The 24,466-nt window shown below is 72.1% G+C and carries 25 protein-coding genes; 17 read left to right on the top strand and 8 right to left on the bottom strand.

All coding sequences use genetic code 11. From position 1 onward, the window contains the following. On the bottom strand, positions 1–360 hold the full coding sequence (locus tag ACZ43H_RS09240; RefSeq protein ID WP_464589589.1) for a winged helix-turn-helix domain-containing protein: 360 nt from the start codon (positions 358–360) through the stop codon (positions 1–3). A 468-nt stretch (positions 361–828) separates the two neighbouring features. On the opposite strand from ACZ43H_RS09240, the gene ACZ43H_RS09235 reads away from it, so the two are divergent. The 12 genes from ACZ43H_RS09235 (at position 829) to ACZ43H_RS09180 (ending at position 11,955) form a co-directional block, all read left to right on the top strand. Further along, positions 829–1,143 (top strand): PepSY domain-containing protein, encoded by a 315-nt coding sequence (locus ACZ43H_RS09235; protein WP_464589587.1) that lies wholly within the window; start codon positions 829–831, stop codon positions 1,141–1,143. 53 nt (positions 1,144–1,196) lie between these two features. Then, positions 1,197–1,961, top strand: a complete 765-nt coding sequence (locus tag ACZ43H_RS09230; protein WP_464589585.1) for a hypothetical protein — start codon at positions 1,197–1,199, stop codon at positions 1,959–1,961. Positions 1,962–2,508: 547 nt separating this feature from the next. Further along, on the top strand, positions 2,509–3,033 hold the full coding sequence (locus ACZ43H_RS09225; RefSeq protein WP_464589583.1) for a hypothetical protein: 525 nt from the start codon (positions 2,509–2,511) through the stop codon (positions 3,031–3,033). A gap of 235 nt (positions 3,034–3,268) precedes the next feature. Then, positions 3,269–6,073 carry an aconitate hydratase gene (locus tag ACZ43H_RS09220; protein ID WP_464589581.1) on the top strand — a complete coding sequence of 935 codons (2,805 nt, stop codon included), beginning with the start codon at positions 3,269–3,271 and terminating at the stop codon, positions 6,071–6,073. 122 nt (positions 6,074–6,195) lie between these two features. Then, positions 6,196–6,807 carry a hypothetical protein gene (locus tag ACZ43H_RS09215; protein ID WP_464589579.1) on the top strand — a complete coding sequence of 204 codons (612 nt, stop codon included), beginning with the start codon at positions 6,196–6,198 and terminating at the stop codon, positions 6,805–6,807. 108 nt (positions 6,808–6,915) lie between these two features. Further along, the gene (locus ACZ43H_RS09210) at positions 6,916–7,527 is read left to right on the top strand and encodes a hypothetical protein (protein WP_464589577.1); all 612 of its coding nucleotides are present in this window, start codon (positions 6,916–6,918) and stop codon (positions 7,525–7,527) included. Between the two features lie 36 nt (positions 7,528–7,563). After that, entirely contained in the window at positions 7,564–8,289 is a 726-nt protein-coding gene (locus tag ACZ43H_RS09205; protein ID WP_464589575.1) for a sulfite exporter TauE/SafE family protein, read from the top strand. Between the two features lie 71 nt (positions 8,290–8,360). Further along, positions 8,361–9,068: a phosphatase PAP2 family protein gene (locus ACZ43H_RS09200; protein WP_464589573.1), complete on the top strand. Its 708-nt coding sequence runs from the start codon at positions 8,361–8,363 to the stop codon at positions 9,066–9,068. 75 nt (positions 9,069–9,143) lie between these two features. Further along, positions 9,144–10,475 carry a hypothetical protein gene (locus ACZ43H_RS09195; RefSeq protein WP_464589572.1) on the top strand — a complete coding sequence of 444 codons (1,332 nt, stop codon included), beginning with the start codon at positions 9,144–9,146 and terminating at the stop codon, positions 10,473–10,475. Continuing rightward, positions 10,462–10,971 (top strand): SigE family RNA polymerase sigma factor, encoded by a 510-nt coding sequence (locus tag ACZ43H_RS09190; protein ID WP_464589570.1) that lies wholly within the window; start codon positions 10,462–10,464, stop codon positions 10,969–10,971. The genes ACZ43H_RS09195 and ACZ43H_RS09190 overlap by 14 nt, the downstream gene beginning before the upstream one ends. Positions 10,972–11,005: 34 nt before the next feature. After that, positions 11,006–11,305 carry a thiamine-binding protein gene (locus ACZ43H_RS09185; protein WP_464589568.1) on the top strand — a complete coding sequence of 100 codons (300 nt, stop codon included), beginning with the start codon at positions 11,006–11,008 and terminating at the stop codon, positions 11,303–11,305. Positions 11,306–11,394: 89 nt separating this feature from the next. After that, entirely contained in the window at positions 11,395–11,955 is a 561-nt protein-coding gene (locus tag ACZ43H_RS09180; protein ID WP_464589566.1) for a DUF3105 domain-containing protein, read from the top strand. Between the two features lie 22 nt (positions 11,956–11,977). Here the strand turns inward: ACZ43H_RS09180 and ACZ43H_RS09175 are convergent, their stop codons facing one another. From ACZ43H_RS09175 to folE, 4 genes are read right to left on the bottom strand one after another with little or no spacing between them, the layout of a single operon-like run. Next, complete coding sequence (locus ACZ43H_RS09175; protein WP_464589565.1) at positions 11,978–12,760, bottom strand: class I SAM-dependent methyltransferase; 783 nt, start codon at positions 12,758–12,760, stop codon at positions 11,978–11,980. A gap of 46 nt (positions 12,761–12,806) precedes the next feature. Then, positions 12,807–13,592, bottom strand: coding sequence for a GNAT family N-acetyltransferase (locus ACZ43H_RS09170; protein WP_464589563.1), 786 nt, complete (start codon positions 13,590–13,592; stop codon positions 12,807–12,809). Between the two features lie 55 nt (positions 13,593–13,647). Next, positions 13,648–14,856, bottom strand: a complete 1,209-nt coding sequence (locus ACZ43H_RS09165; RefSeq protein ID WP_464589561.1) for an NAD(P)/FAD-dependent oxidoreductase — start codon at positions 14,854–14,856, stop codon at positions 13,648–13,650. Next, positions 14,853–15,497, bottom strand: a complete 645-nt coding sequence (gene folE / locus ACZ43H_RS09160) for a GTP cyclohydrolase I (RefSeq protein WP_464589559.1) — start codon at positions 15,495–15,497, stop codon at positions 14,853–14,855. The genes ACZ43H_RS09165 and folE overlap by 4 nt, the downstream gene beginning before the upstream one ends. An 82-nt stretch (positions 15,498–15,579) precedes the next feature. Between folE and ACZ43H_RS09155 the strand changes: the two genes are divergently transcribed. From ACZ43H_RS09155 to ACZ43H_RS09145, 3 genes are read left to right on the top strand one after another with little or no spacing between them, the layout of a single operon-like run. Beyond that, a complete protein-coding gene (locus ACZ43H_RS09155) occupies positions 15,580–16,245 on the top strand; it encodes a helix-turn-helix transcriptional regulator (RefSeq protein WP_464589557.1) in 666 nt (221 codons plus the stop codon). A 27-nt stretch (positions 16,246–16,272) separates the two neighbouring features. Beyond that, positions 16,273–16,677: a YjbQ family protein gene (locus ACZ43H_RS09150; protein WP_464589556.1), complete on the top strand. Its 405-nt coding sequence runs from the start codon at positions 16,273–16,275 to the stop codon at positions 16,675–16,677. A gap of 54 nt (positions 16,678–16,731) precedes the next feature. Beyond that, the gene (locus ACZ43H_RS09145; protein ID WP_464589554.1) at positions 16,732–17,325 is read left to right on the top strand and encodes a GNAT family N-acetyltransferase; all 594 of its coding nucleotides are present in this window, start codon (positions 16,732–16,734) and stop codon (positions 17,323–17,325) included. A gap of 376 nt (positions 17,326–17,701) precedes the next feature. On the opposite strand, the gene ACZ43H_RS09140 is transcribed toward ACZ43H_RS09145, so the two are convergent. Beyond that, complete coding sequence (locus ACZ43H_RS09140) at positions 17,702–19,087, bottom strand: HNH endonuclease signature motif containing protein (protein ID WP_464589553.1); 1,386 nt, start codon at positions 19,085–19,087, stop codon at positions 17,702–17,704. Positions 19,088–19,925: 838 nt separating this feature from the next. On the opposite strand from ACZ43H_RS09140, the gene ACZ43H_RS09135 reads away from it, so the two are divergent. Further along, a complete protein-coding gene (locus tag ACZ43H_RS09135) occupies positions 19,926–20,441 on the top strand; it encodes a glycine cleavage system transcriptional repressor (protein ID WP_464589551.1) in 516 nt (171 codons plus the stop codon). A 115-nt stretch (positions 20,442–20,556) separates the two neighbouring features. After that, on the top strand, positions 20,557–20,931 hold the full coding sequence (locus ACZ43H_RS09130) for a cupin domain-containing protein (protein ID WP_464589550.1): 375 nt from the start codon (positions 20,557–20,559) through the stop codon (positions 20,929–20,931). A 6-nt stretch (positions 20,932–20,937) separates the two neighbouring features. Here the strand turns inward: ACZ43H_RS09130 and ACZ43H_RS09125 are convergent, their stop codons facing one another. Together ACZ43H_RS09125 and ACZ43H_RS09120 are read right to left on the bottom strand one after the other, a co-directional pair. Beyond that, positions 20,938–22,269, bottom strand: a complete 1,332-nt coding sequence (locus ACZ43H_RS09125; RefSeq protein ID WP_464589548.1) for a M20/M25/M40 family metallo-hydrolase — start codon at positions 22,267–22,269, stop codon at positions 20,938–20,940. After that, complete coding sequence (locus ACZ43H_RS09120) at positions 22,266–24,398, bottom strand: prolyl oligopeptidase family serine peptidase (protein ID WP_464589546.1); 2,133 nt, start codon at positions 24,396–24,398, stop codon at positions 22,266–22,268. The genes ACZ43H_RS09125 and ACZ43H_RS09120 overlap by 4 nt, the downstream gene beginning before the upstream one ends. Positions 24,399–24,466 lie beyond the last annotated feature (68 nt).

Raw genomic sequence — 24,466 nt, 5'->3', positions numbered from 1 at the left:
TCAGCCGCTGCCCGGGTCGAGGCGGTAGCCGACGCGGGGCACCGTCTGGAAGCTGACGCGATGGAGGGTCCGGTCGATGCGCAGGCGCAGCTGGCCGACGTACACCTCCACGATGTTGGGGTCGCCGTCGTAGCAGAAGTCCCAGAGGTGCTCGATGATCGTCGCCTTCGAGACGACGTCGCCGGCGCGGCTGAGCAGGAACTCCAGCAGTCCGAACTGGCGCGCGGTGAGCTCGACGGGGGTGTCCCCGCGCCAGGCCAGGTGCCGGGCGGGGTCCAGGCTGAGGTCGCCGGCGGTGAGCACCGCGGGCCGCTCGTGGCGCCCCCGGCGGACCAGTGCCCGGAGCCGGGCCGGGAGCACGACGAAGGAGAACGGCTTGGCCAGGAAGTCGTCCGCGCCGGCGTCCAGCGCGCGCGCCTCCAGCTTGGGACCCTAGTGTGCCGTCAACATCAGGATCGGGGTCCAGTCCCCGGCCTCGCGGCGTCGAGCGCACAGGGTGTCACCGGCGAGCTCGGGAGGCATCACGTCCAGCACGAGCACGTCGTAGGCGTTCTCTGCGGCGGCCCCTCGCCCTCGCGTCCGTCGAGCGCGACGTCCACGGCCTACTCCTCGCCCTCGAGCCCGCGCCGCAGCGCGCTCGCGAGCTGCTTGTCGTCCTCGACGACCAGGATCCGCATGCGAGCAGCGTGGCACGTCGTCGCTGAAGCGGTGCTGAAGGTGCACCGGGCGCGCCGGTGGTGCCGGTTGCGGCTTCAGGATGGCTTCAGCGACGACGCGGGAAGGGTGAGGGCACCACCAACCGGGAGCACCAACGAGAGGAGCACCATCATGAGGAAGCGCGTGATCATCGCGGCCGCCGGCATCGGCGCCACGGTCGCAGTCGTGGGCGGGGGAGTCGCAGTGGCCGGGAACGGCGACGACGGAGCCGTCAGCCACCAGTACACCCAGGAGCAGGCCGACGCCGCCACGAAGGCGGCGCTCGAGGCCACCCACGGCGGCACGGCCAACAGTGTCGAGACCGACTCGGAGAACGGCGCGACCTACGAGGTCGAGGTCACCAAGCCCGACGGGCACACCGTCGACGTGCGCCTCGACGAGAAGTACGCCGTCGTCGTGATCGAAGGGGACGGCGAGGGGCAGTAGCCCTCACGTCCACCGAGCCCCGACCGAGCTGCCGCCGACCACCAGGAGGAAGCATGAGCACCATCACGATCCGGAACAACGTGGCAGCGGCGGGGGTCGCAGCCATCGCTCTCCTGGCCGGGGGGAGTCCCGCGTACGCCGCGGAAACCGCTGCTGCGCCGCAGCACCACCACCCGTCGCCGAGCCACTTCACCCAGGGCCGCGTCACCAACCCCTACTATCCGCAGAAGCCGGGCACCGGGCTGATCTACCGCGGAACGACGGACGGCGAGCCCAGCCGAGACGTCCTGGTCGCCACCCACCGCACCCGGGTCATCGACGGCGTCCGGTGCCGGGTGCTGTTCGACCGGCTGTTCGTGAAGGGGGTCCTGACCGAGCGCACCCGCGACTATTACGCTCAGACCAAGAGGGGCACGGTCTGGTACTTCGGCGAGAAGACCGCTGAGCTCGATGAGGACGGCCACGTGACCAGTCGCGAAGGGTCGTTCCTGTCCGGTAGGGACGGTGCCGAGGCAGGGATCTTCATGCCCGCCCACCCCCGCGTCGGCCAGGCCTTCCACCAGGAGGACTACCCCGGCCACGCCGAGGACCGCTTCGTCGTCAAGAGCCTCGACGCGTCCGTAAGCACGCCATACGTGGGCAGCCAGCACGCCCTGCTCACCGCCGAGCGATCGGCGCTCGAGCCCGGGGTCGTCGAGCACAAGAGGTACGTGCGCGGCATCGGCGACGTCGCCGACAGCGACGTCAGGGGCGGCAGCGACCACCAGAAGCTGTGGGCAATCCGGCACCGGAGCGGTACCACGTACGGTCCGCATTGAGTCCGCCCGGCTCGCTACCAGGCGTTTATCCTGAGACTGGAAGCGAGGGCGAATCGCTCACCACACCGCGTGAATCGTTAGCTTTCGGCCCAGGACCGCAGTGGTCGCGACGCCCTCGATGGCGCCCAGAGGGCTCGGCTTCAAGTCTCTTCTGCCATGGCTTCGCACGTCCCGGCCAATCCCGAGGCGACCCCGCGCCGGATGATGCATTGACGTCCTGGCGCCCCGTTGCCCCGGTCGTTCGTCGGCGGGGGAGTGCAACGCCCGGAGATCTGCGGCTCCACTGGTGCAGGGCCGCGTCTGCGTTCCTTTGTGATCGTCGGACCTCGCCTGAGGCGAGGGCTCGGATTGGGCTCGCTTTGATTCGCAAAGGCCCGCAACGGGGCGCCGACGCCGGCGCGCGTCGAAACGGCATCGCCGCAGGTCACGGGCGCGTTCGGCCTCATGAGTGCAGGCGACCGCAAAGGACCGCGCTTACGCTCAGGGTCATGTACGCCTTCTCGATGACCCACCACGTGGAGTGTGTCGCGCTCCCGGAGCGCGAGGCGTGAGTGGCCCGTCGCTGAAGTACGCCCACGTCGAGCGGGAGCGGCGCTGGCTGCTGGACCCCGCCGCCGGGGTCCCGGAGTGCGACGACGTCCTGATGATCGTCGACCGCTACGTGGTCGGGAGCCGGCTGCGCCTGCGCGAGGTCGCGGAAGCGGACGGTGCGGTGGTGCGCAAGCTCGGGCACAAGGTGCGCATCGGCAAGGGGCCGCACGAGATCGCCTGCACCTCGCTGTACCTCGACGAGGCGGAATGGGGACTGCTGGCGGCGCTGCCCTCCCGTGAGCTGCGCAAGGAACGCCGTCGGCTCCGGGTCGACGGCCACATCGTCGCGGTCGACATGTTCGCCGGGCACTGTGCCGGTCTCGTGCTCGCCGAGATCGACGGTGCGCCGGACCTGGCGCCGGCGTCGGCGGGGCTGGCGCCCCTGGCCGAGGTGACCTCCGACGAGCGGTTCACCGGGGGAGCGCTGGCCAGCGCCACAAGGACCGAGGTGCAGTCACTCCTCGCCGACCACGGCCTCTGAGAGGTCGAGTCGGCGCAAACTCGGCGCCAAAACCCGTCGAGTCGGCGCAAAGTCGACGAGTTTGCGCCGACTCGACCGTGGACCGGGTTCCCTCAGTGCTTCGACATCATGTATCTTGACGTCAAGACATATTGTCGGCCGCGTCCGTGCGGAGGGGGGCTCCCTTCCCCGCTCACACACGCGGCGGCAAGATGGGCCCGGACCCACGACGAGCACTTCAACGAGGAGACGACTGATGGCCAGTCAGGACAGCTTCGGTGCCAAGAGCACCCTGGACGTGGACGGCAAGTCCTACGAGATCTTCCGGCTCGACGCCGTGACCGGCGAGGGCCTGGACGTGGAGTCGCTCCCGTTCTCGCTGAAGGTCCTGCTGGAGAACCTGCTGCGCACCGAGGACGGTGCCGACATCACCGCCGACGACATCAAGGCGCTGGCCGGGTGGGACGAGACCGCGGACCCCGACAAGGAGATCCAGTTCACGCCCGCCCGCGTGATCATGCAGGACTTCACCGGCGTCCCGTGCGTCGTCGACCTCGCCACCATGCGTGAGGCGATGGCCGACCTCGGCGGCGACCCGTCGAAGATCAACCCGCTCGCGCCGGCCGAGATGGTCATCGACCACTCCGTCATCGCCGACGTCTTCGGCACCCCCGAGGCCTTCGAGCGCAACGTCGAGATCGAGTACGAGCGCAACCGCGAGCGCTACCAGTTCCTGCGCTGGGGCCAGGGCGCCTTCGACGACTTCAAGGTCGTCCCGCCCGGCACCGGCATCGTGCACCAGGTCAACATCGAGCACCTCGCCCGCACCGTCTTCACCCGTGAGGTGGACGGCGAGCTGCAGGCCTACCCCGACACCTGCGTCGGCACCGACTCCCACACCACGATGGTCAACGGCATCGGCGTGGTCGGCTGGGGCGTCGGCGGCATCGAGGCCGAGGCGGCCATGCTCGGCCAGCCGGTCTCCATGCTGATCCCGCGCGTGGTCGGCTTCAAGCTGAACGGCGACCTGCCCGAGGGCGCCACCGCCACCGACCTGGTGCTCACGATCACCGAGATGCTGCGCAAGCACGGCGTCGTCGGCAAGTTCGTCGAGTTCTACGGCCCCGGCGTCTCCGCGCTGCCGCTGGCCAACCGCGCCACCATCGGCAACATGAGCCCGGAGTTCGGCTCCACGATCGCGGTCTTCCCGATCGACGAGGAGACCGTCAAGTACCTCAAGCTCACCGGCCGCAGCGACGAGCAGCTCGCGCTGGTCGAGGCCTACGCCAAGGAGCAGGGCCTCTGGCACGACCCGGCCGCCGAGCCGCGCTTCTCCGAGAAGCTCGAGCTCGACCTCGCGACCGTCGTGCCGTCGCTGGCCGGCCCCAAGCGTCCCCAGGACCGTGTCTCGCTCTCCGACGCCAAGGAGGCCTTCCGCACCGCCCTGGCCGACTACGTCGACGAGTCGGGCGAGGAGAAGGGGTACGACGAGAGCGTCGCCGAGTCCTTCCCTGCCTCCGACGCCCCGTCCCACGAGGGCAACGGGTCCGCCCCGCCGAAGGATTACCACTCCTCGGCGCCCAGCGACGGTGGACGCACGAGCAACCCGGCGCTGGTCGAGCTCGCCGACGGCACGAAGTTCGAGCTGGACCACGGCGCCGTGGCGATCGCGGCGATCACGTCGTGCACCAACACCTCGAACCCGTCGGTGATGATCGGTGCGGCGCTGCTCGCCAAGAAGGCCGTCGAGAAGGGCCTGCAGCGCAAGCCGTGGGTCAAGACGACGCTGGCGCCCGGCTCCAAGGTGGTCTCCGACTACTACGAGAAGGCCGGCCTGACGCCGTACCTCGACAAGCTCGGCTTCAACCTCGTCGGCTACGGCTGCACGACCTGCATCGGCAACTCCGGCCCGCTGATCCCCGAGGTCAGCCAGGCCGTCAACGACAACGACCTCGCGGTCGTCTCGGTGCTGTCCGGCAACCGCAACTTCGAGGGCCGGATCAACCCGGACGTGAAGATGAACTACCTCGCGTCCCCGCCGCTGGTCGTCGCCTACGCGCTGGCCGGCTCCATGGACGTCGACCTGTTCAACGACCCGCTGGGCCAGGACGAGGACGGCAATGACGTCTTCATGAAGGACATCTGGCCCTCGCCGTCGGAGGTGGAGGAGGTGATCGCCAGCGCGATCACGTCCGACATGTTCGCGACCGACTACGCCGACGTCTTCGCCGGCGACGAGGCCTGGCAGTCGCTGCCCACCCCCGAGGGCAAGACCTTCGCGTGGGACGAGGACTCCACCTACGTCCGGAAGCCTCCGTACTTCGACGGCATGCCCGACGAGCCCGAGGCGGTCACCGACATCGAGGGCGCTCGCGTCCTGCTGAAGCTCGGTGACTCGGTCACCACCGACCACATCAGCCCGGCCGGTGCGATCAAGAAGGACTCGCCCGCGGGCAAGTACCTCGCCGAGCACGGTGTGGAGCAGCGGGACTTCAACTCCTACGGCTCGCGCCGCGGCAACCACGAGGTGATGATCCGCGGCACGTTCGCGAACATCCGCCTGCGCAACCAGCTCGCGCCGGGCACCGAGGGCGGCTTCACCCGGGACTTCACCGGCGACGGCGACGTCACGACGGTGTTCGAGGCCTCGGAGAAGTACATCGCGGCCGGCACCCCGCTGGTCGTGCTCGCGGGCAAGGAGTACGGCTCCGGCTCGTCGCGCGACTGGGCCGCGAAGGGTACGGCGCTGCTCGGTGTGAAGGCCGTCATCGCCGAGTCCTACGAGCGGATCCACCGCTCCAACCTGATCGGCATGGGTGTGCTGCCGCTGCAGTTCCCCCAGGGCGAGAGCGCCGAGTCGCTCGGCCTGACCGGTGAGGAGGAGTTCTCCATCACCGGCGTCACCGAGCTCAACGAGGGCCGCACCCCCAAGACCGTCAAGGTCAAGGCTGGGGACAAGGAGTTCGACGCGGTCGTCCGCATCGACACCCCGGGTGAGGCCAACTACTACCGCAACGGCGGCATCATGCAGTACGTCCTGCGCAGCCTGCGCAAGGCCTGAGCTCCACGCTCGTCCGACGGCCCGTCGCCCCTCCGGGGGCGGCGGGCCGTCGTCGTACCCCAGACCGGGCATCCTGCGGCGCCGACCGGCTCGACCGCCCGTGGCGGTCGTACCGTGCCGTGATGGAGCCGGTCCGGGTCGTCCGTCGTACTGCCCTCGTCGTGTCCGTGCTGGTGGCCGTGGGGCTCACCGCACTGATGGCGTCGATCCACTACGACGTGGCCACCCACCTCGGCGACGAGGACCTCTGGTGGGCAGCGGGGTCGATCGTCGTGTGCCTGGTCCCCTGGGTACTCGTGCCGCTGCTGCTCAAGGGGGCAGTCATGCCGCGACTCGCGCTCGGGGCGGCGCTCGCCGCACTGGTGACGGTCGCCGTGTACGGCGCTGCCTGGGCCGGCGAACAGGTCCACGGGGAGCGGCTGAGGACCGAGAGCGCCTCCTTCACCTGCGGGCGCGGGGTCGACCCTCGGGTGGAGAGGGCACTGGCGGACCTGCCCAGACCTGCGCTGGTCCACGGGCCGGTCGGACGTGGCCCGAGCTTCTGCACGGCCGGCATCGACGGCGGCCGCGCGGCGTTCGTCTCCTTCCGGAGCGCTCTGCGCGGGTCCGGGTGGCGGGTTGTCGATGACCGCGGCGATCGCGTGGTGGTTCGGCGTGGAGCCGTGCGCGTGACGCTGCAGACCGTTCCAGGGATCGAGGACGCCGCCTTCTTGGTGGCCGAGGTGCCCCGGTGAGAGGCGGAGCCGATCACTCATGACGGATCGTCCCTCGCCCGAACGGGCCAGGCCGGTTGAGTACGCAGGCTCGGGCGGTGGGTGCTGTCCGCGCGGATCGTGGGCAGCATGAGCCACTTCCACGCCTCCGTCCTCCGTCGAGCCGGCCTGGTGCTCGGCTTCGGCCTCGCCGTGCTGCTCACCGCACTCGTGGCCTCGGTGGTCTACGGGGTGACGGAGGAGTACGGCGCGGGTGCCTTCGGGTCGCTGGTCGTCCCGACCTTGCTGAGCCTGACGCCCGTGGCCGTCACGGTCGCCCTGTGGCGCACCACCACGGGCCGGCGCCTCGCGGTCCTGGGTACCGCCGCCGTCGTTGCCGTGGGCGTCATGGGCGGAGCCGCGTGGGCCGGCGAGCGGGCGAACCGGCACCGTCTCGAGCACGAGAGCGCCACGTTCTCCTGCGACGGCTTCGTCGACGTCCGGGTCGACCGGGCGTTCGCGCAGCTGCCTCGACCGGCGACGATCTACGGGCCTCTCGAGGCGAGCCGTACGGGATGCACCGCCGGGATCGCCGGTGGGCGGGAGTCGTACGACGCCTTTCGTGCCGCGATGCTCGACGCCGGCTGGCACCTCGAGAGCACGGATCCCGACCGGACGGTGTTGCGGCAAGCCGGGCTGCTGGCCACCCTCTCCCTTGACGGGGGAGTGCAGCCGATGCTGCACATCGAGGCCGACCGGTGACAGGCGGAACCGATCACCCGTGCTAGGCATGACCTCGTGGACGGGGTCTCGTGGGACGTGGTGGCGCTGATCGGGGCCGTGACCTGCGTGGGTGCCTTCGTCCAGTCGGTCGTGGGGCTCGGGCTCGGGCTCCTGGTCGCGCCCGTGGTGGCGATGGTGGAGCCGAGCCTGGTCCCGGCGCTGCCGCTCTGGCTGGCGCTGCTGATCTCCGGGTCGATGCTGCTGGGGGAGCGGCGGCACGTCGACTGGGGCGCCCTGGCGTGGGCGCTGCCGGCGCGGGTGCCGGGGACCGTGATCGGCGCGTGGCTGGTGATCAGGTTCAGCGACCAGGCGATCGCGGTGGCCATCGGGGTGATGGTGCTGGTCGCGGTCGTCGTGACGCTGCGGACGGTGCACGTCCCGGTGAACCCCGCGTCGCTCTCGGTGGCCGGCGTGGTGGCGGGGGTCTCCGGCACCGCCACCTCGATCGGAGGCCCGCCGATCGCGCTCCTCTTCCAGCGCCGGGAGCCTGAGGTCGTGAGGTCGACGCTGTCGGTGTTCTTCTTCCTCGGCGTGGTGGTCAGCCTGGTCGGGCTGGCCTGGTCCGGCTCGCTCACGACCGCCTCGTGGCACCTCGGCCTGCTGCTGGCGCCGCTGGTCGTGGTGGGCGCCCTGGTCGGCGCCGGCGTGCGGGACCGGGTGCCCCGGGACGGCTTCCGGGCCGGGGTGCTGATGGTCTGCTCCGCCTCCGCCCTGGCGCTGCTGGTGCAGGCGCTGGTCTGAGGGACGGCCGTGGTGCGCGCCTCGTCGCGCAGCAGGCATGGAGCGGCTCCCGGATGGGCACACTCTCGAGCATGTCGACCCTCAAGCAGCATGTCGGGCAGGACTCCCGTCGTACCTCCCGCAGCGCGGCCGCCGTCGCAGGCACCCTCGTGGTGTCGTGGGCCGTCGTCCTCGGCGTCGTGGTCGGCTTCGGCTGGCTCATCACCCACCCGATGAAGGGCGCCGTCAACCCGTGGGACAACGACGTCTCCCGGTGGTTCGCCGACCAGCGGACGGGCGCGCTCGACCCCTTCGGTGACATCGGCACGCTCTTCGGCGAGACCATGACCGGGGTGGGCGTGGCGATCCTCGCCGCGATCGGCTTCTCCCTGTGGCAGCGCTCCTGGCGCCCTGCCCTCTTCTACGCGCTCGCCGAGGCCGGCATCGGCGGCTTCTACTTCGTCGCCACCCACGTCGACACCCGCCAGCGGCCGCCGGTCAAGATCCTCGACCCGGGCCTGGTGCCCGACCACAGCTTCCCCTCGGGCCACGTCGCGACAGCCGTGGTGGCGTACGGCGGCATCTTCGTCCTCACCGCGATCTACGCCCGTGCCGCGCGCAAGGTCGTGGCCGTCGTGCTGCTGCTGCCGCTCTTCGTGCTGCTGGCGCGGCTCTACCAGGGCGCTCACCACCTCACCGACGTGCTGACCAGCGTGGTCTACGCGAGCGTCTGGCTCCTGGTGGTCGCCAGGATGGTGCTGCCCGACCCCCACGAGGCGGACTCCTCCCGGACTTCCTGAGAATCTTCCGCCGGACACCCCTCCGGACGCACCGGTCGCGGCGTGTCCTCCTGTGAGACTTCCGCAGGAGGACCGATGACCACGCTGCACGACCGTCTGGCCGACCTGGCCGACGACGCTCCCGCGTCCCTGCCCGACCCCGGACTCTGGGACCGGGGGCGTCGCTACCACCGGCGCCGTCGCAGGGGCACGCTCGCGATTCTCGGGACCGCCGTGGTGGTGCTGACCCTGCTCGTCGCCGTCAGTGGGCAGCGGTCGGTCGTGGAGCCCGCGCAGGCCCCGGCCAGCGGGAAGATCGCACTGCCGGACCGGGTGTGGACGCCCAGCCCCTGGCTGCCCTCGACGGACCGACCGGGCCGGCTGGTCGCGGTGACCAGCGCAGACCGCGGGCGCTGGACCGGAACGGATTCCGGGGTCGTGGGCGTCTCCGCGGCAACGGGGGAGTACACCTTCCTCGACCTGGCCGGCGTCAACCCGGGCCACGCCAGCGACATCGCGCTCTCCCCGGACGGGACACGGGTGGCCTACTGGACGACGGGAGTCACCACCGGGACGCCCAACACATCGTTCAGCTCCGAGCCGGTCGCGGGTGTCGCCGTGCTCGACACCACCACCGGCAAGGTCGTCCGGCACCCCCTCGCCTCCGAGCACGGGCTCGAACCGGAGCTGCTGACGTGGGCCGACCGCAACACCCTGGTGTTCGGCGCCGGTCAGATCGTCGCCGGGGACGACGGGCCAGAGCGCGACCAGGGTGGGTACCGCTCGGGCCCGGTCCTGACCTGGCAGCCGGGGCAGGCCCCGGCGGAGCTTCCCCTGGGCGGGTCGGACGGTTCGGACGTCATCGCTGCCGGGCACGGGCGCCTGGTCGTCGATCGCTCGGACGAGGGCCGCGGACGAATGAGCCTCATCCATGTGGACGACTCGACGCGCGACCGTCCGATCTCGTTCGCGGTTCCGGACTTCAGGCGTGGGGCCCTGCTCCCGGTGGCGATCGACGCCACAGGGCAACGGGTGGCCCGCGTCGTGAACGGACGGAACCCCAACCGCATGCGCGCGGGCGACCTCGATCATCAGCTCGAGGTGCCCGGCTCCCGGGGGACGTTCGCCGTGCTGGGTTGGCTTGACGACGACACCGTCGTGGCCTGGCGCAGCCTGACGCTGGGAGGGATGCACGCAGGCCTCGTCCGAGTCTCGGTGAGCACCGGACGATCGCAGGTGCTGACTCGCTTCCCGGACTTCAACTGGGGGAACTTCCAGTTCGCCACCGACCTGCTCGACGCACCCACGGTGCACGCGCAGAAGCCACCGTCGCCCGCCGACCCCCGCGTGGTCACCGGTCTCGCGGTCATGATCGGGCTGGTCGCGCTGGGAGCGCTGGTCCTCTGGAGGCGACGTGTCCGGCCCTGATCGCGGGCAGGCCGGCTTCGAGGAGTACGTCGCTGCCCGCCGGCAGGCGCTGCTGCGCACGGCGTACCTCCTCACCGGCAGCCACGAGGACGCCGAGGACCTGGTGCAGGTGGCGCTGGTGAAGGCGGTCCCGCACTGGAGCCGGATCGCCGACCACCCCGAGCCGTACCTGCGCCGGATCCTGGCCCGGGAGAGCGTCTCGCGCTGGCGGCGCCGGCGCTGGCGGGAGGTGACCACCGACGTGCTGCCGGACGGACCGTCGCGCACGGGCGACCACGACGACCGGATGGCCCTGCGCGCGGCGCTCGCGCAGCTGGCGCCCCGTCAGCGCGCGGTGATCGTGCTGCGCTACTTCGAGGACCTGACGGAGCGGCAGACCGCCGAGACGCTCGGGATCGGCGTCGGCACGGTGAAGTCCCAGACCCGGGACGCTCTCGCACGCTTGCGACAGGTCGTCCCCGACCTCGACACCGCGGTCGCCTCGCTCACCCGGTGACGGCAGTTCGTGCCCGCTGACTACGGTGGGGCCCATGATCGTGGCCTTCAGCATCTCCCCGACCACCGGCGACGAGACCGGCGGCGTGTCCGAGGCGGTCGCCGCCGCCGTCCGCGTCGTCCGCGAGTCCGGGCTGCCCCACGAGACGAACGCCATGTTCACCAACATCGAGGGCGAGTGGGACGAGGTGATGGCGGTGGTGAAGCGCGCCGTCGACGTCGTCGCCGCGGTCTCGCCCCGCGTCGGGCTGGTGCTCAAGGCCGACATCCGGCCCGGGTTCGAGGGCCAGCTCACCGCGAAGGTCGAGCGGGTCGAGCGGCTCCTGGAGGGCTGATGGCGCAGCCCGCGCCACCGCCGTACGGTCCACCGCCGGGACCGCCACCGCCCGGCCCGCCCGCGCCACCGGCCCGGAGCAAGGTCCCCGTGGTGGTCGCCCTGGTCGCGGCCTTCGTCGTGCTGGCCCTCGCGGTCGCCGTGCCGGTGGCGGTCCAGCAGCTTCGTGCCCGCGACCAACCGGCGGTCGAGGCCGATCTCGACGCCGTGCAGGAGTACGCCGACCTGCGACGCGACCACACTTCGGAGGACGTCGACTACGAGCAGGTGCCGCCCGTGGGCGGGATGCACGACCCCGAGTGGCTCGACTGCGGTGCCTACGACGCGCCGGTGCGCGACGAGAACGCCGTGCACGACCTCGAGCACGGCACGGTGTGGATCACCTACCGGCCCGGACTCGACGGCGACGACGTCGAGACCCTCACGGACGCGTTGCCCGACAACGGCCTGCTCACGCCGTACGACGACCTGCCGGCGCCCGTGGTGGTCACCGTGTGGGGTGCGCAGCTGCGACTGACCGGAGCCGACGACCCGCGGCTGCCTCTGTTCCTGGAGGCGTACGGCGACGGGCACACCGCGCCCGAGCCGTTCGCCTCCTGCGCCGGTGGCACCCGCGACCCCGACGGGGGAGAGGGCGGCACGAGCATCTGACCGGGACCCCGGCCGCGTGCTCTCACGCCCGCCGGGCCACCCACAGCTCCTCGGCCGGCCACCTGCTCGCCCACGCGGCCGACACGATCTCGTAGAAGCGGTGGTCGCCGCTCTCCGGTGGCGCGAAGACCTCGTGCAGCGCCTCGACCACGAAACCCGCCATGCGCAGCAGTCGCAGCCAGTCCCCGTGGGAGGGGTGGAACTCGACGCCGCCTCCGGGCCAGTGGATGCGGTAGGCCTCACGATGGCCGCGAAGCAACCGCTCCTCCGCGACGCCCTCCTCCGCCGGCACGCACAGGGCCGACAGGTGGCTGTTGGTCAGGAACACCAGCCGCCCGCCGGGTCGCAGCAGCCGGGCCGCCTCCGGCAGCCAGCGCTCCGGGTCGCACCAGGCCGCGGCACCGTGCTCGCTGACGACCAGGTCGAAGCGCGCGTCCACCAGCGGGACCCGCTCCGCGTCCGCCTGCAGCAGCGGGAACGTCGGGCCCCTCCGACGCTGCAGCCGGCGCGCGGTCGTCAGCTGCTCGGCGGACAGGTCCACGGCCACCGGGGTGGCGCCGGCCCGGGCGAGCCAGGCGGAGAAGTACGCGGTCCCGCAGGCGAGCTCCACCACGTCGAGACCGCGTACGTCGCCGAGGACGTCGAGGCTCGCCTCCGGCACCGCGAACAGTCCCCACACCACCTCGCGTCGCGCCCACATGTCCGCCGCCGCGGCATCGGTGAACCGCTCGTTCATGACCGCCCACAGCGCCCTGTTGAGGGCGATCTCGGAGGCCCTGTCCTCCCGGCCTCCGGAATCGCTCACCCGCTCATGCTAGGTCGCTGGCATCCGCCCGGTCGGGGAGCGGAGGTCAGAGCTCCGGCGTGCGCATCGCCTGCAGCTGGGTCTCGGTGTCGTCGAAGCCGAGGGCCCGGTAGACGCGGATCGCGAGGTAGTCGGGATCGGCGACCATCACCAGGGTGTGGGCGCCCATCCGGTCGAGGGCGTACCGGCCGGTGGCGTGGACGAGCGTCCCGCACAGCCCCTGACCGCGGGCGCGGTGGTGGGTCTTCACCTCCTGGTAGCGCGCCAGACCGTCCGCGGCCGTGAACACCCCCATCGACGAGGCCAGCCAGCCGTCGAGGAACGCGCCGAACCACACCCCGTGCCCGGCCTCGACGTTGCGGCGCTGGGCGGCCGCCCTCCGGGTCGCGAACTGCTCGGTCATGTGCTCGTCCTCGCCGGCCATCGTCAGCGACACCTGCTGCGTCCAGTCGCCGTCGCCCTCGAGCGGGCGGATGGTGGCCGTCGCGTGGCGGTGCGGCGGCTCGTGGACGTCGTGGGCGGTCATCACGCTCGCGGCCTCGGTCGAGAAGCCGAGGTCGGCGAACGGCGACAGGTCGTCGGTGCTGCCCGTGGTGCCGTCCACCCCGAAGCTGCGGTGCCGTGCCTCGGGGAGCTCACGTTCGAACACGTCCAGCCATTGCTCGGCGGAGCCCGGCTCGGGCGGCGACGCCAGCAGCACGAAGTTGCCCCAGTAGAATGACGGGTTGTCGGGGGTCCGCACGACCAGGTGGGTGCCGTGGTCCTCGACACTGCTGGCGCCGAGCTGCAGCAGCGCGAGGTCGGTCCGGAAGCCGAGGGAGCGCACGTCCATGCGCTCGTTCTACACGCCCACCGGTCCACGCGGCGGCCGGTCGGACGACTTTCCCTCAGACGTCGGACAGGGGAGTGCGGTCGTCGGCGAGCCGGTCCGGGTCGACCTGGCTGCCGACCAGTCGGCGTACGTCGTCGATGGCGTCCCAGTCGTTGGCCTGCATGCCTGCCAGGACCGTGCTCCCCGACAGCCACCAGGCGGTGAACACGCGTCCCTCGACGTCGCCGCGGAGCACGACCCGGTCGTAGGCGTCCGGCGCCGCGTTGCCGACGTACTCCATCCCGAAGTCGTACTGGTCGGTGAAGAAGTACGGCATCGCGTCGGCGTCGGCCGACCCGCCCATCAGGTTGGCCGCCGCCACCTTGCCGTGCTGGATCGCGGTGTCCCAGTGCTCCACGCGCAGCGAGCGACCGAGGACCGGATGGTCGGCGTTGGCCACGTCGCCCGCCGCGAACACGTCGGCGTGGGAGGTGCGCAGGTGCCGGTCGGTGCGGATGCCGTTCTCCACGACGAGTCCGGCGCTCTCGGCGAGCTCGGTGTTGGGCTGCACGCCCACTCCGACGAGCAGGTGGTCGAAGACGGCGGTGCTGCCGTCCGCGAGCCGCACCTGCACCTCCTCGCCGTTGCCCTTGATGTCCTCGATCTGCACGCCGGTGCGCAGGTCGACGCCGTGCGCGCGGTGGAGCTCGGCCATCACGCCGGCCACCTCGGGGCCGAGCACCCGCAGCAGGGGCAGCTCGAGCGACTCCAAGACGGTCACCTCGGCGCCCGAGGTGCGCGCCGCGGCCGCGGCCTCGAGACCGATCCAGCCGCCGCCGACCACGCCGAGCCGGAACCCGTCCCCGAACCGGGCACGCAGCCCGGTCGCGTCCTCCATGGTCCGCAGGTAGCCCACCGAGCCGCCGCTCCCGTCGGCGAGCGCCAGCCGCCTGGGCCGCGCCCCGGTCGCGAGCAGCAGCCGGTCGTAGGGGATCGACTCGCCGGCCGCGTGCACGCGGTGCCCGTCGAGGTCGAGGCTCTCGACGTGGGTGGCGGTGCGCAGGTCGACCGCGTTGTCGGCGTACCAGCTCTCGGCGTGGAGGACGGCCGACCCCGCCTCCTTCTCGCCGAGCAGCACCGACTTCGACAGCGGCGGACGCTCGTACGGCGGGTGCGCCTCGTCGGCGACGAGGGTGATCTCGCCGTCGAAACCGCGCTCACGCAGCTCGGTCACGGCGGTGCCGGCGGCCAGACCGCCGCCCACGATCACGATGCGGTCCGTCATCGGGTGCCTCCTCGGGTCAGTGCCAGGAACTCGGCGCGGCTGGACGGGTCGTCGCGCAGGGCGCCTCGCAGCGTCGAGGTCACCGTACGCGCGCCCTGGGCACGGGCACCGCGGAGCGACATGCACGAGTGCTCGGCCTCGATCACCACGCCCACGCCGACCGGGGCGAGGCGTTCGAGCAGGTGGTCGGCGACCTGGGTGGTCAGCCGCTCCTGCGTCTGGGCCCGGCGTGCGAAGAACTCCACGAGGCGTGCGAGCTTCGACAGTCCCAGGATCCGGTCGTCCGGCAGGTAGCCGACGTGCGCGACGCCGACGAAGGGGAGCAGGTGGTGCTCGCACAGGGAGCGGACGGGGATGTCCTGGACCAGGACGAGCTCGTCGTAGCCGGCGCTGTTCTCGAAGGTCGTCAGGTCGAACTCGGGCACGGTCAGCATCTCGGCGTACGCCGTGACCAGCCGCCGCGGCGTCTCCACCATGTCGGCGCTCCCGACCGGCAGGCCGAGCGCGCTGAGCATCGACGTGGCAGCCGCTTCCGCTGCCTCGAGGTCCACCTCTGGGGCCGCCTGCGCCACTCGCTGGCGCCATCGGGAACGGTCGACGGTGTCCGTGGTGCGGGCTGTCGAGGGTGCCATGTGCGTCATGCCGGTTGCCCCTGCTTTCTAAAAGCGAATATACTGCACGTTAGAGAGTGGTGCCGGCAGCGTCAAGACCCCGGGAGGCGGCATGGGCGACGAGATCGAGGCGATCGCGGCCCTCGCCGACCCGGTGCGCCGACGGCTCTACGACCTGGTGGTCGCACGGGGCGGCGGGGTGAGCCGCGAGGAAGCCGCCTCGGGTGCCGGCGTGCCCGGCCACACGGCCCGCTTCCACCTCGACCGGCTCGTCGCGGAGGGGCTGCTGGACGTCGAGTACCGCCGGCTCACCGGACGCAGCGGCCCCGGCGCCGGCCGCCCCGCCAAGCTCTACCGGCGGGCTGCGCGCGAGGTCGCGGTGTCGCTGCCGCGCCGCAACTACGACCTCGTCGGATCGATCCTCGCCGCCGCCGCGGAGCGCACCCTCGGCGGAGAGCCGATGGCCGAGGCGCTGGGGCATGAGGCGTGGTCCCGCGGCCACGCGGTGGGTGCGGCGTACGACGGTGCCGAGGCCGCGGAGCTCGACCGTACGGCGGACGCCCTGGCGGCGGAGGGGTTCGAGCCGTCGGTGTCGGGCATCGAGCTGTGCCTGCGCAACTGCCCGTTCGACGCCCTGGCGCGGGCGCACACCGAGCTGGTGTGCGGGGTCAACCTCGGCTTCGTCGACGGCGTGGTCGAAGGGCTGGGCTGCTCGGGCGTCCGGGCCAGGCTGGACCCTGGCGAGGACCGATGCTGCGTCGTGGTCGTGGCAGGCTGAGCGCGCCGGTCGTGGCACGATCGGCCCGTGGACTCCGAGACTCGCAGCTTTCGCACCGGCGGCCGGGAGACGGTGCTGGACATCACCGCTGACTGCGCCGGCTTCGCCGACGGTCGCGGCGACGGGCTGCTGCACGTGTTCGTGCCGCACGCCACCGCCGGGATCGCGATCATCGAGACCGGCGCGGGCAGCGACGACGACCTCCTCGCCGCGCTCGACGATCTGCTCCCCGCCGATGACCGGTGGCGGCACCGGCACGGCAGCCCCGGCCACGGCCGGTCGCACGTGATGCCGGCGCTGGTGCCGCCGTACGCCACGGTGCCGGTGCTGGGTGGCCGCCTCGCGCTCGGCACCTGGCAGAGCATCTGCCTGGTGGACCTCAACGTCGACAACGCGGAGCGCGAGGTGCGGCTGAGCTTCCTCGCCGGTTAGCCCGACTCGACCCCACCCCCCACCCGACCCGAGACCGAAGGAGCGCGCCCCGACGTGAACCCGCCCCACTCCGACGCGATCTCCGTGCGGCCCGCTCGCCCCGATGACAGGGATGCGGTCCTGTCCCTCGTCGCCTCGGCGTTCGGTGCCGACAAGGGGCCCCTCGTGGCACAGCTGGTGTCCGCCTTGGAGGACACCGGCAAGGTCCGCGCGAGCCTCGTCGCCGAGCTCGACGGCAGGGTGGTGGGGCACGTGCAGCTCAACCACTCCTGGGTGGACGCGCGCGAGGCGCTGGTCGACGTGCTGGTGCTGAGCCCGCTCTCGGTCGCTCCGGAGCACCAGCGCGGCGGCATCGGCACCGCCCTCGTCGCGGCGGCGGTCTCGGCTGCCGAGGACCTCGGTTGCCCGGCGCTGTTCCTCGAGGGTTCGCCCGCCTACTACGGCGCGCGGGGCTTCGAGCGCGGCAGCGCTCACGGCTTCACCCGTCCGTCGCCGCGGATCCCGGACGCGGCGTTCCAGGTCGTCGTCCTGTCTGGCCATGAGTCGTGGATGACGGGTCCGCTCGTCTACTGCGAACCGTTCTGGGCGTACGACTGCGTCGGGTTGCGGGATCCTCACCTGACTGAGATCGAGATGCGGTTCGGCTGACGGTCTGGGCCCCCGCGGGCCTTGTTTCCGGCGGTGGCCTTCTCCGGGGGTGGCCTTGTTCCGGCGGTGGCCTTGTTCCGGCGGTTGCCGGGCCCTCTTGTTGCTGTGGCTCGCTGCTGGCTTCGTGTGGCCCTTCGCCGCGGACCGTGCGCCGTCGCTTGCTTCGCTGCGGCGCCGACCCCTCGCCGCTGGGGTTGGGCTCGGCTGCGGCGCCTTCGCTCGCTTCTACGCTCCTTGCGCGCGGTTCGCGGCTGCGGGCCACTCCTGGCCGGCTGCCTCTCCTTCGCCCTTTCTCTGCTGAGGTGGTTGTCGGTCCCTGAGCGTGCTCGAGCTCGGTGTCGTCCACTGCTGCCGCCGCCCCGGGTGCACGGTTGGCCTACTCGCGTCGGGGTCTTGATCTGGTCCACTGGTCGGGTGGGTGGCCGGGTCTCGGGGGTGGGAGGAACTCCGGCTTGCCGTCCTGGCTGCTGATTCGGACCTGCCAGGGGGTGTGGTGGACGGTGCGGTGGTGGTGTCCGCACAGCAGGACCAGGTTGTCCAGGCTGGTGTCGCCGCCTTCCGACCAGGGGGTGATGTGGTGGGCGTGGCCCATCACCGGGGGTCGGGTGCAGCTGGGGAAGGCGCAGTGTCGGTCGCGGCAGACCAGGGCCCGCCACAGGGCGGGGGTGACGAGCCGATGTGCCCGTCCGACGTCGAGGACCTCGCCCCTGCCACCGAGGGCGATGGGGATGATGTCGGCGTCGCAGGCCAGCCGCCTCACCACGGCCGGCGTCAGCTCCAGACCGTCGTCGGTCACACCCCCAACCGGGGTGGTGCTGCCGAGGGTGGCCCAGTCGATCCGGCCCCGCAGAACGTCGAGGGATGTGGTGACTGCGATGCGGGGGCGGGCGCCGTGGCAGTCGGGTGGGAGGTCGGTGGTCAGGGCGTGCCGGGCGGTCTCGACCAGCGCGTCCCACAACCGGGCGCCGTGATCGCGGGGGTCCTTCTCGACCTGGCAGTCCGGGTCATCCTCATCATCTGTGCCGGTGCCGGTGCCGGCGCCGGCGCCGGTTGTGGTGGCGGGCTGGGGCTTGGTGAGTGGGAGGAGGGCGGCCTTGATCAGGGCGGCGTCCTCGACCGTGCCGCGGCCGCGGAGTTGGATGCCGCCGGCGCCGTCCTCGGTGATCGCGAGGTACCGGTGGTGGTGCGCGGCCCGGTCCTCCCGGTCCAGCGCGGCCTCGAGCTTCCGTTCGGCCTTGTCCGGGTCCACCAGGACGGCGATGCGTTTGCCGACCGTGGCCAGGTCGGTGGCGTTCAACCGGCCCGCCTCGCCCAGCAGTGCGGCCTCGCCCGCGGCCCGGACGGTCGGGTTGAGGGGGAGTTTCTCGACGGCGGTCACGATCACCGACGCCTGCTCCGGCGAGATCGCACCCCGCGACAGCGCCGCGTGGGTGGTCGGGTGCTCGGTCACCAGGACTGTGGCCTGGCGGACGGTGCGGTGGCCCTCGGCGTGGTGCAGGCCGGCGAGGTGGGTGAACCACGCCGCGGTCGACCCCCACGCCAGCTCGGTCTTGGCGACCCCGCGGGCCTCGATCTCGGCCAGCACCGGCGCCTGCACGGCCGCGACCTGGCAGCGGACCTGCTCCAGCGCGGCGACCACGTCGACCAGCTCGTCACTGGTCTTCGCAGCCCACAGCACCTCGCCGAGCTGGGTGAGCAGCGCGGCCGCGGCGGCGGCCACCCCGGCGGGGCTGGTCGTCGTGTCGGTCGGCCGTTGCTCCATGACCTGACTCAACCAGAAAGCACCGACAGTCCCGGCCTCCTGACCTGTGGATATCTCGCTCAGCGAGATGCTTTCCGAAGAAAGTTTCGAGGACCAGTTGAACGCCTTGGCGGCGCTCTTGGGGGCAGCCGCAGGGACCCTCGCCGAATGGTCAGAGACTCCACCGGATCGGCCAGATTCGATGCGGTTGGTGACCAAACCGCACACCCCGAACCCGGAAGCCGGCGCCGGCCCAGACGGACCTCACCGGTAGCCAGCCAGGACCGCCACCGACGGCAGCCCGAGAGCCGGGAGCGAGCCGGAGCACGACCCCGACGCCAGCCGCCCGGCCGGGTCGCCCAGGAGGGGTGCCGAATGGTCACAGACAGCATCGGATCGCGCCGATCCGATGCGGTTGGTGACCAAACCGCACACCCCGAACCCGGGAGCCGGCGTCGGCCGAAGCGGACCTCCCCGTAGCCAGCCAGGACCGCAACCGAAGACGACCCGAGAGCCGGGAGTGAGCCGGAGCCCGAACCCGACGCCAGCCGTCAGGCCGTTCGTCGGATGGGTGCCGAATGGTCAAGGACCGCACCGGATCCGGCCGATCTGATGCGGTTGGTGACCAAACCGCAACCGAAACCCGGGAGCCGGCGCCGACCGAAGCCGACCTCCCCGGTAGCCAGCCATCACCGCCACCGGAAGCAGCCGGAGAGCCGGGAGGTGGCGATGACTCAAGCCGACCTGAACCGAACCCGACGCCGAGCCGAGCCCAGCCGAAGCCACCGCCGGCCGAGCTGCGGACGAACCACCCGCCACGCACGAGACGCGGGCCCCGAGGGTCCCCTAGCCTGCGGACATGGCCACCTTCATCCTCACGGTCATCGGCGATGACCGCCCGGGTCTCGTGTCGGAGCTCTCGGCGCCGATCAGCGCGCACGGCGGCAGCTGGGAGCGCAGCCAGATGGCGCGGCTCGCGGGCAAGTTCGCCGGGATCGTGGTGGTGTCCGTCGCCGACGAACGCAGCGAGGACCTGGTCGCCGACCTCAGGGCGCTCGAGGAGCAGGGCCTGCAGATCACGGTGCAGCGCACGGACGAGCAGGGGGAGCGGGATGCGGTGCGGCTCCTGCTCGAGCTGCTCGGTGCCGATCGTCCCGGCATCGTCGCGGAGATCTCGGCCTCCCTCGCCGCCCACCACGTCAGCATCGAGGAGCTCAGCACCGACGTACGCGACGCGCCGATGGCCGGCGGACGGCTCTTTGAGGCCACGGCCATCCTCGCGGCCCCGTCCACGACCAGCACCGACGCCCTGCGCTCGATGCTCGAGGGCCTGGCCGACGAGCTGATGGTCGAGATCAACCTGTCCGACGACTGACGGCCGACGCGCGGCAGGGCCGGGTGACCCTTGTCGGCCCGCGCGCACCCGCGCACGCTGGCGGGAGTCCGCATCTCGGGACCCGACAGCACGCGGGGGAGAGATGGAGGAAGCGATGTCCAGGGCATCGAGGTCAACGGCCGCCGAGAGCATCGAGGTCGAGGGCTACGAAGGTCACTTCCAGAACATGGACGACGGTTACACGGTCGCCTTCGAGAAGTACACGGCCGACGTCGACCTGTCGCCGTTCTTCAAGGGGCTGCCGGACGACCGGTGCCAGTGCGCGCACTGGGGCTACGTCGTCGCGGGCCGGCTGACGTTCCACACCAGCCGTGGCGACGAGTCGTTCGAGGCCGGCGACGCCTACTACGTGGGACCCGGGCACACACCGGTGCTGTACGCCGGCACCGAGGTGGTCGAGTTCAGCCCGACCGACGAGCTGGCGCGCACGATGGAGGTGGTCAGCCAGAACATAGCGTCGATCGTCTGAGTCAGCTCAGCCCAGCACCCGCCGCGCCAGGTCGACGTGGAAGTCCACCGCCAGCAGCAGGTCGTCGATGTGGACCCGCTCGTCGGCGTTGTGGAAGCCGGCCGCGAGCACCTCGGCCGAGGTGGCACGGAACGGGCTGAAGCCGTACGCGGTCCCGGTGCCGGCCGCGCGCAGGTAGACCGAGTCGGTGAAGCCGGTGCTCAGCATCGGCACCGGCTCGGCGTCGTCGCCGCCCGCGGCCAGCACGGAGGCGATCGCCTCCCAGAGCTCGGAGTCCGGGGGAGACGCGCTGCCGGCGATCAGCTCCTCCGGCCACTCGAGCTCGTACCGGAGGTCCGACCCGAGCCGGGCGCGGACCGCGGCCTCCACGTCGGCCTCGGTGGTGCCGGGCAGGATCCGGCAGTCCAGCTCCATCGCCGCGCGGGCCGGCATCACGTTGCGCTTGCGCGACCCCACCAGCAGCGTCGGCGCCATCGTGGTGCCTGCCAGGGCGGGCAGCGCGTGCGCCAGGACGGGGTGCAGCGCGGCCGCCCGGGCGATCGCGTCGTCGAGGTCGGTGACCGGCTCGTCCAGCAGCTGCTCCAGGGTCCGCTCGACGAGCGCCGACCGCACCCGCACGGGCATGCCGCGGCCGACCCGCCGCAGCAGCTCGCCGAGGAGGGGTACGGCGTTGTCGCCGATGTCAGGCGTGGACGCGTGGCCGGCCTCGCCGAGCGCGACGACCCGCACCGGGTAGGTGCCCTTCTCGCCGATGCCGATGGTCTGCACGGTGCGCCCGCCGGGCAGCGGGAGGCGTTCGCCGCCGCCCTCGTTGATCGCGAGGTCGGGCCGGATGTCCGGGCGGGACTCGAGCAGCCAGCGCATGCCGACGTCGGCGGTGCCGTCCTCCTCGTCGGCCACGGCCAGCAGCCACAGGTCGCCGCGCGGTCGGAAGCCCGTGCGCGCCAGCTCGGCCATCGCCACCGCACGGGCGGCGACCTCGTTCTTCATGTCGATCGCGCCGCGCCCCCACAGCCAGCCGCCCTCGTCGACGACGGCGGCGAACGGCGGGTGCGTCCAGTCGCGCGGGTCGGCGGGCACCACGTCCGTGTGACCGACGAAGGCCAGGGACGGCGCCCCGCCGGTGCCCGGGATCCGCGCGACCAGGTTGGCCCGGTCGGGGTCCCGCGCCACCAGCTCGCAGTCCACGCCGGCTCCCGTCAGGTAGTCACGCAGGTACGCCGCGGCCGCGGTCTCGTTGCCGGGCCTGCGGCCGAGCGCCGCCTCGCGTGCGTTGCTGGTGTCGAGCCGGACCAGCTGCCGGGTGACCTCGACGACCTCCTCGTGCAGCGGGTTCACGACGCCACCCCGAGGCGGTCCAGCACCCACGCCAGCACCTCGGCCTCGTAGGCCAGGTGCCCGAACCGGCCCGACGGCCCGACGTGCGCCCCGGCGCCGAGCTCGCAGCGGAACATGCAGCGCGGCGACCAGTCGGGGTCGGAGGCGCGGAGCGCGGCCACCCACTTGGCCGGCTCGTGCACCATCACCCGGGGGTCGTGCACGGCTCCGGTCACCAGCAGGTCGGGGCGCCCACCTGCGGGCGGGATGTTGTCGTAGGGCGAGTAGGCGAGCATCCAGTCGAAGTCCGCCCGCCGCCGCGGGTCGCCCCACTCGTCCCACTCGTTGACGGTCAGCGGGATCGAGGCGTCGAGCATGGAGCTCACGACGTCGACGAAAGGCACCTCGGCCACCACCGCGCGCCAGCGGTCCGGCCGCTGGCTCAGCACGGCGCCCTGGAGCAGCCCGCCGGCGCTCAGGCCGCGTGTGGCGAGGCGGGTCCCGTCGACGAGCCCGTCGGCGAGACCGTCCGCCACGGCGAGGTGGTCGGTGAACGTGTGCTGCTTGTGCTCGAGACGACCGTCGAGCCACCAGCGCCGACCGCCCTCACCGCCGCCGCGCACGTGGGCGTGGGCGTAGACCACGCCCCGGTCCAGCAGGCTCGGGAGACCGGGGTCCCACTCCGGCTCGAAGGTGTACTCGTAGGCGCCGTACCCGTAGAGCAGCGCGGGCGCCGTCCCGTCCAGCGGGATGTCCCGACGCCGCACCACCGTCGCCGGCACCGAGACGCCGTCCGGCGCCGGGAACCACAGGCGTTCGGTGACGTAGGCCGACGGGTCGTGGCCCGGCGCCTCCTGGCGGTGGACGTCGCGCTGGGCGCCGGTGACCAGGTCGACCGCCGACCACACCGGGGGCTCGACGTGCGCCTCGTCGACCACGACGACCGACGCAGCGGCGTACGCCGTGTTGCGCGCCAGCCGCAGCGACCCGCCGGCGAAGCGGCTGCGCAGCACGGTGCCGGGGCCGGCTGGGTCCCGGAGCGGGACGATGCGGAGCCGGTGCTCGAACCCGGCCCGGTGGCTCAGCACCAGATGGCCGGCGAAGGCGTCCACCCGCTCGAGCCGCTCGGCGGGGTCCTCGGGGCGCACCTCCTCCCAGGCGCCGTGGTCCTGGTCGCCCGCGCGCGGCACCGGGCAGGAGACCAGCCGCAGCTCGTCGGCGTCGTCGTCGGTCACCAGCAGCAGCCGGTCCGTCTCCGCGACGTGCTCGGCGCGGTAGACGACGCCGGTGCGACGGCCACCCACCGAGCGCGGGGGCGACTCGGGCTCTCGCGCGTCGATCGCCCACGTCTCCCCGGTGTCGCGGCTCTCGGCGAGCACCAGCACGACCGCGCCGCTGCGGCTGGCGCGCAGCGTGAGCTCGAACCGCTCGTCGGGCTCGGCGAGGACCAGCACGTCGTCGGCGACCGGCGTCCCGATCCGGTGCCGCCAGACCTGGTGGGGCCGGTAGGCCTGGTCGTGCACGGTGTAGAAGAACCACGCGGAGTCGGCGCTCCAGGCGCCTCCGTAGTAGGTCCGCGGGACCTCCTCGGCCAGGTCCTCACCGGTGCGCAGGTCCCGGAACCGCAGCCTGAACACCTCCTCGCCGGTGGTGTCGACGGAGTAGGCGAGCAGGTCCTCGTCCGGGCTGACGAGAGTCAGGCCCAGGTCGAGGTAGCCCGTGCCGTCCGCGAGCGACCCGATGTCGAGCAGAACCTCCGTGCCTACCGCAGATGTGCGATATCCGTAGCCAGACGCGCCCGCCAGAGACGAAATCTGTTTCAAATCGGTTTCATTACCGTGGATTTCCCTGACCAACTGACCGTAGTCACTTCCGGCGACGTGCCGGGTGTAGTAGGAAAACCTCGAGCGCCGCCACGTCGGGGAGACGTCGGCGTCAGGAACTCGGGACACCATCTCGGCCCGCAGGGTGGAGACCAGGGAGTGCAGATGCGCACACGCAGAGTCGTAGAAGGTCCGTTCGGCGGCAAGGTGCGCCAGCAGCTCCGGCGACGTGCGGCTCATCCACGCGTAGGGGTCCGGTCGGCTCACCCCGTGCTCGCGGTGCTCGAACGGCTCGGTGGGCGCCACGGGCGGCGTGATCGGGGTCACGGCTCGCAACGTACTCCTGCGCGCGTCCTTGGCGCGGGCGCGTTGCTGCTGGCGTGCCTCATCCCCGG

The organism is Nocardioides sp. DN36 (genome assembly GCF_055380375.1).
This window is presented reverse-complemented; position numbering and strand designations above follow the sequence as displayed.